This is a genomic window from Flavobacterium sp. FPG59 (genome assembly GCF_002150205.1).
Taxonomy (GTDB): domain Bacteria; phylum Bacteroidota; class Bacteroidia; order Flavobacteriales; family Flavobacteriaceae; genus Flavobacterium.
Genome location: NZ_MTCA01000174.1, coordinates 1 through 6541 on the forward strand (window position 1 = coordinate 1; position 6541 = coordinate 6541).

At 32.3% G+C, this 6541-nt stretch carries 7 protein-coding genes and 1 pseudogene; 6 read left to right on the forward strand and 2 right to left on the reverse strand.

The annotated features are described in order from the left end of the window. From FPG59_RS12610 to FPG59_RS12635, 6 genes and pseudogenes are all read left to right on the forward strand, one after another. Positions 1–320, forward strand: a pseudogene (locus tag FPG59_RS12610) (methyltransferase); the annotation flags it as partial. After that, positions 317–1369, forward strand: a complete 1053-nt coding sequence (locus tag FPG59_RS12615; protein WP_086454951.1) for a type III polyketide synthase — start codon at positions 317–319, stop codon at positions 1367–1369. The pseudogene FPG59_RS12610 and the gene FPG59_RS12615, both read left to right, overlap by 4 nt. Before the next feature lie 16 nt (positions 1370–1385). Beyond that, complete coding sequence (locus FPG59_RS12620; protein ID WP_086454945.1) at positions 1386–1820, forward strand: 3-hydroxyacyl-ACP dehydratase FabZ family protein; 435 nt, start codon at positions 1386–1388, stop codon at positions 1818–1820. Next, positions 1821–3101 carry a beta-ketoacyl synthase gene (locus FPG59_RS12625; RefSeq protein WP_086454946.1) on the forward strand — a complete coding sequence of 427 codons (1281 nt, stop codon included), beginning with the start codon at positions 1821–1823 and terminating at the stop codon, positions 3099–3101. A gap of 96 nt (positions 3102–3197) precedes the next feature. Next, complete coding sequence (locus tag FPG59_RS12630; protein WP_086454947.1) at positions 3198–3455, forward strand: acyl carrier protein; 258 nt, start codon at positions 3198–3200, stop codon at positions 3453–3455. A gap of 24 nt (positions 3456–3479) precedes the next feature. Then, positions 3480–3974 carry a 4'-phosphopantetheinyl transferase superfamily protein gene (locus FPG59_RS12635; protein ID WP_086454948.1) on the forward strand — a complete coding sequence of 165 codons (495 nt, stop codon included), beginning with the start codon at positions 3480–3482 and terminating at the stop codon, positions 3972–3974. A 3-nt stretch (positions 3975–3977) separates the two neighbouring features. On the opposite strand, the gene FPG59_RS12640 is transcribed toward FPG59_RS12635, so the two are convergent. Both FPG59_RS12640 and FPG59_RS12645 read right to left on the reverse strand, forming a co-directional pair. Beyond that, the gene (locus tag FPG59_RS12640) at positions 3978–4574 is read right to left on the reverse strand and encodes a PolC-type DNA polymerase III (protein WP_086454949.1); all 597 of its coding nucleotides are present in this window, start codon (positions 4572–4574) and stop codon (positions 3978–3980) included. 1 nt (position 4575) lies between these two features. Beyond that, positions 4576–6492, reverse strand: a complete 1917-nt coding sequence (locus FPG59_RS12645; RefSeq protein ID WP_086454950.1) for a DUF294 nucleotidyltransferase-like domain-containing protein — start codon at positions 6490–6492, stop codon at positions 4576–4578. Positions 6493–6541 lie beyond the last annotated feature (49 nt).

A 6541-nucleotide genomic window follows, 5' to 3' on the forward strand; every position in this document is an offset into this window, starting at 1 on the left:
ATATTGTCTTGTGCACATTAACATTACATCATTTCAAAAACCATGAAATTGAAGATTTATTAAAAGTTTTCTATAAGAATTCATCGATAGGAATTGTAATTAATGATTTACATCGAAGTCCAATTGCTTACCGCTTATTTCAAGGGTTATGTTTTGTATTTCAATTGAATGATATGTCCAGAGAGGATGGCCTGACTTCTATTTTAAGAGGTTTTAAAAAAGAAGAATTAGTAGATTTCTCAAAAAAATTAAATTTTAAAAAGTATACAATTCATTGGCGATGGGCTTTTAGATACCAATGGATAATTTCAAAAATATGAGTGTAAAAATCAAAACAGTTACTAAGCAGTTACCCAAATATTCTAAAAATACGGATGAAATTATCCCTTTTTTGGATGCTTGGCTTGTAGGGCAAAACGAGCGTTTTATTAGAAAAGTAAAGAAAATTTTTGAAGGAGCTGCAGTTGATAAACGATATTCTATTATGGATCCAATTGAAGTGTTTACCAAAACTTCTTTTGAAGAAAGAAATGACATCTATATACGCGAAGTGATTGATTTAGGCGAAAAGGTTTTAGAAAAAGCGTTAGAAAAAGCCAAGTGGAAACCTGAAGATTTAGATTACATTATAACGGTAAGTTGCACCGGAATTATGATACCATCTCTAGATGCATATTTAATTAATAAATTACAATTGCGCCAAGATATTGTGCGACTTCCCGTTACAGAGATGGGTTGTGCTGCAGGAATTTCAGGAATTATCTATGCAAAAAACTTTTTGCAGGCCAATCCTGGAAAACGTGCAGCTGTAATTGCAGTTGAAAGTCCAACAGCTACATTTCAATTGGATGATTTTTCTATGGCCAATATTGTGAGTGCCGCCATTTTTGGCGATGGAGCGGCTTGTGTGCTTTTATCATCACATGAAGACGACGACGGACCAGAAATTCTAGCTGAAGAGATGTATCATTTTTATGACAACATACACATGATGGGTTTCAAATTAACGAATTCTGGATTGCAAATGGTCTTAGATATTGAAGTTCCCGAAACGATTGCTTCGCATTTCCCTGATATTATTCATCCCTTTTTAGAAAAAAATAATTTAAAAATGGAAGATATTGATCATTTGATTTTTCATCCTGGAGGAAAGAAAATAGTACAAACGGTAGAAAGTTTGTTTTCCAGTTTGGGTAAAAATATAGACGATACAAAAGAGGTTTTACGATTGTACGGAAACATGTCTAGTGCAACGGTTTTATATGTTTTAGAACGAATAATGGACAATCAGCCTAAAAAAGGGGAAAGGGGTTTAATGTTGAGTTTTGGTCCAGGATTTTCTGCCCAAAGAGTTTTGTTACAATTTTAATTCACTTTTAAAAGCAATGACAAACCAAGAGATCATATCCAAGTTACCGTATTCTAAATCGTTTCTCTTTGTAGACGAAATAATTTCAATTGATGAAAATGGAGTAGAAGGAACCTATACTTTTGATGAAAATCTTGATTTTTATAACGGACATTTTAAAGACAATCCAGTGACACCCGGAGTAATCTTGACAGAGGTGATGGCACAAATTGGCCTAGTATGTTTAGGTATATTTTTATTAAATGAAAGCTTAAATAAAAATATTGCAATTGCTTTAACATCAACAGATATTGAATTTTTAAAGCCTATTTTTCCTAACGAAAAAGTAACCGTTTTTTCCCAGAAAATTTATTTCAGATTCGGAAAATTAAAATGTAAAGTAATCATGAAAAATGAAAAAGAAGAAGTGGTGTGTACAGGAACAATTGCTGGAATGATAATTTCTAAATAAATGAAAAAGAGAGTTGTTATTACTGGGCTAGGTGTTGTTGCTCCGAATGGAGTTGGACTTGATGCGTTTACACATGCCATCAAAAACGGAATTTCAGGAATTAAGCATGATCCAGAGTTAGAAAGATTGAAATTTTCTTGTCAAATAGCGGGAAAACCTGAAATTTCTAATGAATTAACATTGCATTATTTTTCAGAACTAGAGTTAAGAAATTTCAATTCATCTGGAATTTTGTATGGTGTAATAGCGGGTATTGATGCATGGAAAGATGCCGGATTATCTTTAAAAATAAATGAAGAACCAGATTGGGATAGCGGAACTATTTTTGGAACAGGAACCTCTGGAATTGATAAATTTCGTGAAAGCATCTATAAAATTGATGATTTTCAAACCAGAAGATTGGGTAGTACTGCCGTAGCGCAAACTATGAATAGTGGTGTAAGCGCTTATTTAGGAGGTAAATTAGGTTTAGGTAATCAAGTTACTACAAATTCTTCGGCCTGCACAACGGGTACAGAAAGCATTTTGATGGCTTATGACCGCATAAAATCAGGTCAAGCCAAACGAATACTAGCAGGAAGCACTAGTGATTCTGGCCCTTACATTTGGGGTGGTTTTGATGCTATGAAAGTGTGTACTTTTAAGCACAATCAAGATCCAGAACACGGCTCAAGGCCAATGTCAGAAAGTGCTTCAGGATTTGTTCCGGGTAGTGGAGCAGGAGCTTTAGTTTTGGAGGATTTACAAACAGCACTTGAAAGAGGTGTAACTATTTATGCCGAAGTTTTAGGTGGGCATGTTAATTCTGGAGGTCAGCGAGGACTTGGTACAATGACAGCACCAAATCCTGTTGCTGTGCAGAAATGTATTCAAAATGCCTTAACAAATGCTGGAATTTCAGCAAATGAAGTTGATGCAATCAACGGACATTTAACAGCTACATCAAAAGATAGTTTAGAAATTCAGAATTGGAGTGAAGCTTTGGGCAGAAAAGGAAATGATTTTCCATACATAAACTCCTTGAAATCAATGGTAGGCCACTGTTTGTCAGGTGCCGGCAGTATCGAAAGTGTAGCCTCAATATTACAATTATATCAAGGATTTATTTTTCCGAATATTAATTGTGACGATTTGCATCCCGAAATCACAGCAATAATTGATGAATCGAGAGTACCACAACAACTAATAGAAAAAGAATTAAATATCATTGCTAAAGCTAGTTTTGGTTTTGGTGATGTGAATGGTTGTGTTATATTTAAAAAATATAAATCCCATCATTAACCAATAAAAAGGGAATGAAGCCTTGGTCAAAATTATTAATAGTAATTAGGAATGACTTTTAAAATTTTAAAAACTCTAAATTAAACAACATTAAGTATGAATAAAGAACAAACCATTCAAGAATTAAAAAATATAGTAAAACCATACATTCAAAATCAAGAAGCATTTGATTTAATGACCATTAACACTGATTTTATTAATGATTTAAAGATAAACTCAGCAAATTTAGTGGATGTAATTTTAGACATAGAGGAGAAGTACGATATTATAATTGATAATGAAGCTATGGAACGCATGATCAACGTAGAGGCAGCATTAGAAATTATTGAGGCAAAATTATCCGAGAAAAATTAACGAGTACAAATTAAAGGTTTGTAAATGATTGGAAACGATATTGTAGATTTGGCTTTAGCCAAAAAAGAAAGCAACTGGAAACGTAACGGATATTTAAATAAAATTTTCACTACTAAAGAGCAATTCTTAATCAAAAATGCTGTAGACTCAGAAGTAATGGTTTGGAATTTATGGACTAGAAAAGAAGCAGCCTATAAAATTTTTAATAGAGAGACAGGTAAAAGAGGCTTTTTTCCATTGCTTTTAGAGTGTATCTTTGATGATGAAAAAACCGGAAAAGTGGTTATTCTAGATAAAAGCTATTTCACCAAAACTATTATAGATGATAACGCTGTTTATACTGTTGCTGTAATTCATGAACTAGATTTCAAAAAAGTATCAATCATAAATCCAGAAACAGCATCAATTGTAAAAAAGAATTCTATTCCATTTATCATTGATGCTGCAACATCAACAGAAAAACCAATTTCTATTACACATCACGGTAGGTTTTGGAAAGGGGTAATGCTTGTTGGCTAAGAGTTATTTAATACCTAATCTAGATTTTAATTTTAAAAACAACAGCGCTGTTTTATAAGCATCATCTGCAGCAGAATTGCGATCACTAACCGGAATTTTATAAAACTCACAAAGCTCATCAAGCGGACTGTCTTTATCAGTACTATCTTGAAGTTTTCTATGCATAACATCAATGTCTAGTGCTTCATTTTTCAACCTTCCACAATCCATTCTTTCTAAAGCTTCATTGATCATATCTACATCAAAATCAACATGGTGTCCTACCAGAACTGCATTTCCTATAAACTCTAAAAATGACTTTAAGGCTTCGGGCTCACTAACTTTTTTAATTTTACTTTCTACTAAAAATTCATTAGTCAAACCGTTATCATGAAAATATTTATACTGTGTTAAAACAGCCTCAAAATTTTCCCCAACCAAAATTGAATTATTAATCACCGAAAAAGATCCAATAGATAAAATAACATCATTTTTAGGATTTAAACCCGTAGTTTCAGTTGAAAACACCACAAATCTGGATGATTTTTTATCAAATTTAGCTACATAAGCTTTCCAGAAATCTGGATATTCTTTATTGATATTTTTTAACCAATCTAACATATTATGAAAATTGTGTAAGTTGAAATTTACTTTTTATTAATTCCTCTAAATCGCGCATAGGAGCGAGAGCATTTTTTAATTTTTCCTTGTCAATTTTTGATAATTCTTCAAGTTTAATGTATTGTCCATCAGAATCATTTTTCAACCCTTCAAGAGTTCTAAATTTAGATAAAGTAAGAAAAGCTTCGGCGCAGTTCAAATACGTTTCAGCATGCTTGGGATCAGCTATTGACAATTGTTTAAAACGCTGGAATGTATTGTTAATTCCTTTTATTTCAAAAGATAAACAAAACAATCTAGCACCATCTATTAAAGGCATAAGAGCACGGGTTTTAATATCAAATTGATCTTTATGTTCACCTTCTTCTACTACATTAAATTTCTTGAAAAATGTTAAAGGAGAATTGTCTCTCAAGGCATCATTCCCCAGAAAATCAAAGAAAAGGGTACTGTTTTTGACATTTTTAAATATTATTGAACTAATTGCATCTTCTATTTTTTGTTCTCCAAAAATGATTTCATAATCAAAAAATATACTACTCAAATCAGCGCTGTTTTCACCTGGAGTATTCATCCAGTTATCATATTGTTTTATCCAGTCTGTCAATGATTTACACCACAACATATTACTACCCATGTGTCCATTAGGACAGGATGAGTATCCTATTTTTTCAAGGGTTGCGGTAGTCTTTTTTCCTAATTTCAAAAAATAATCTTTTACATCTCGGTACTTATCAGCAGCTACATCTTCAAAAATTAAAATACTATCCTGATCTGTAAGTAATAATTGCTCTTTTCTACCTTGACTCCCTATACCTAACCAAGCAAAACGGGCAGGAGGAGAGCCTAAATCTAAAATTGACAATTCAACAGCACGTTTTAGTAAAGCCAAATTAATCTCACTAGTTATATTAAAAATATGAGACAAAGGCACGTTTTTAGTGATAGATTTTTGTATCAAATCAGTAACTCTATCTCTAATTTGCTTCAGCTCTTTAGGAGTTTGACTGCGTTTGATTTCTTTAATAAGTACTCCAGGACTATTAGCTTGTGCTACTATTAAATCGTGCTCACTAATTACGCCTTTTACATAAGATCTGTCTGTGCCATCTTGAGTCACACACAAGTGAGTAACATTGTTTTTTAGCATTAATAATTGCGCTTCGGCAAGTGATACATTTTCAAGTACAGTAACTACTGGTGAAGACATGATCTTGTCAATAGTAACTGTGATGGGAAATCTGCCTGTAGCTATCTTGGTTCGCATATCAGTATCTGTAACAATACCAATAGGGTAATCATTTTCACAAATCAAGATGTTGTTAGTTAAAGAAGCTGTCATTTGTTGTGCTACATCCTGAATGGTAATGTTTACAGTCGTTTTTAACGGATTTATATTGTAGGTCAATGATTGGAAATATTGCATTTCTGATTGTTGATCAGAATAAAAAACATTATCAGAAATTAACTTACCTATTAAATTTTCTTTGTCTTTTGGATTTCTAGTGTTAACAGCAAAACTTTCTAGTAAAAAATTTAATACCTCTGGATTATTGGCTACAAAAGGTCTAAATGAAACAATTGGGATGGCATATACAATAGCTTCCTCTCTAGATTTAGCCGTCATCATATAGTTGTTTTTAGCAAAAAATGGTCTTAGACCAAAAATGTCTCCAGGAGCACACTTATTTAACAAAGTCTCTTCAGAATCTGAAATAACAGATAAATTAATTACGCCCGAAGCTACTACATAAAAACTATCATGAAGCAAATCATTTATTTGAAATAAAGTTTGATTTTTTTCTAAAACAACAACTTTTATGTCACTCGCTATTTTCGAAAGTTCTTCAAATCCTAAAAAATTAAAAGGTGGATATTCACTTAAAAAGTCAGCAATTTGCTCAGCAATTGAATTCATAATGTTTATTTTTCTATTGTAAAAATAGCAAATATTAGATAGATACAAT

Coding starts and splice junctions, on each gene's coding strand:
- FPG59_RS12630 (WP_086454947.1), top strand. CDS start 3,198: ATGAATAAAGAACAAACCATTCAAGAATTAAAAAATATAGTAAAACCA.
- FPG59_RS12625 (WP_086454946.1), top strand. CDS start 1,821: ATGAAAAAGAGAGTTGTTATTACTGGGCTAGGTGTTGTTGCTCCGAAT.
- FPG59_RS12615 (WP_086454951.1), top strand. CDS start 317: ATGAGTGTAAAAATCAAAACAGTTACTAAGCAGTTACCCAAATATTCT.
- FPG59_RS12645 (WP_086454950.1), bottom strand. CDS start 6,492: ATGAATTCAATTGCTGAGCAAATTGCTGACTTTTTAAGTGAATATCCA.
- FPG59_RS12640 (WP_086454949.1), bottom strand. CDS start 4,574: ATGTTAGATTGGTTAAAAAATATCAATAAAGAATATCCAGATTTCTGG.
- FPG59_RS12635 (WP_086454948.1), top strand. CDS start 3,480: ATGATTGGAAACGATATTGTAGATTTGGCTTTAGCCAAAAAAGAAAGC.
- FPG59_RS12620 (WP_086454945.1), top strand. CDS start 1,386: ATGACAAACCAAGAGATCATATCCAAGTTACCGTATTCTAAATCGTTT.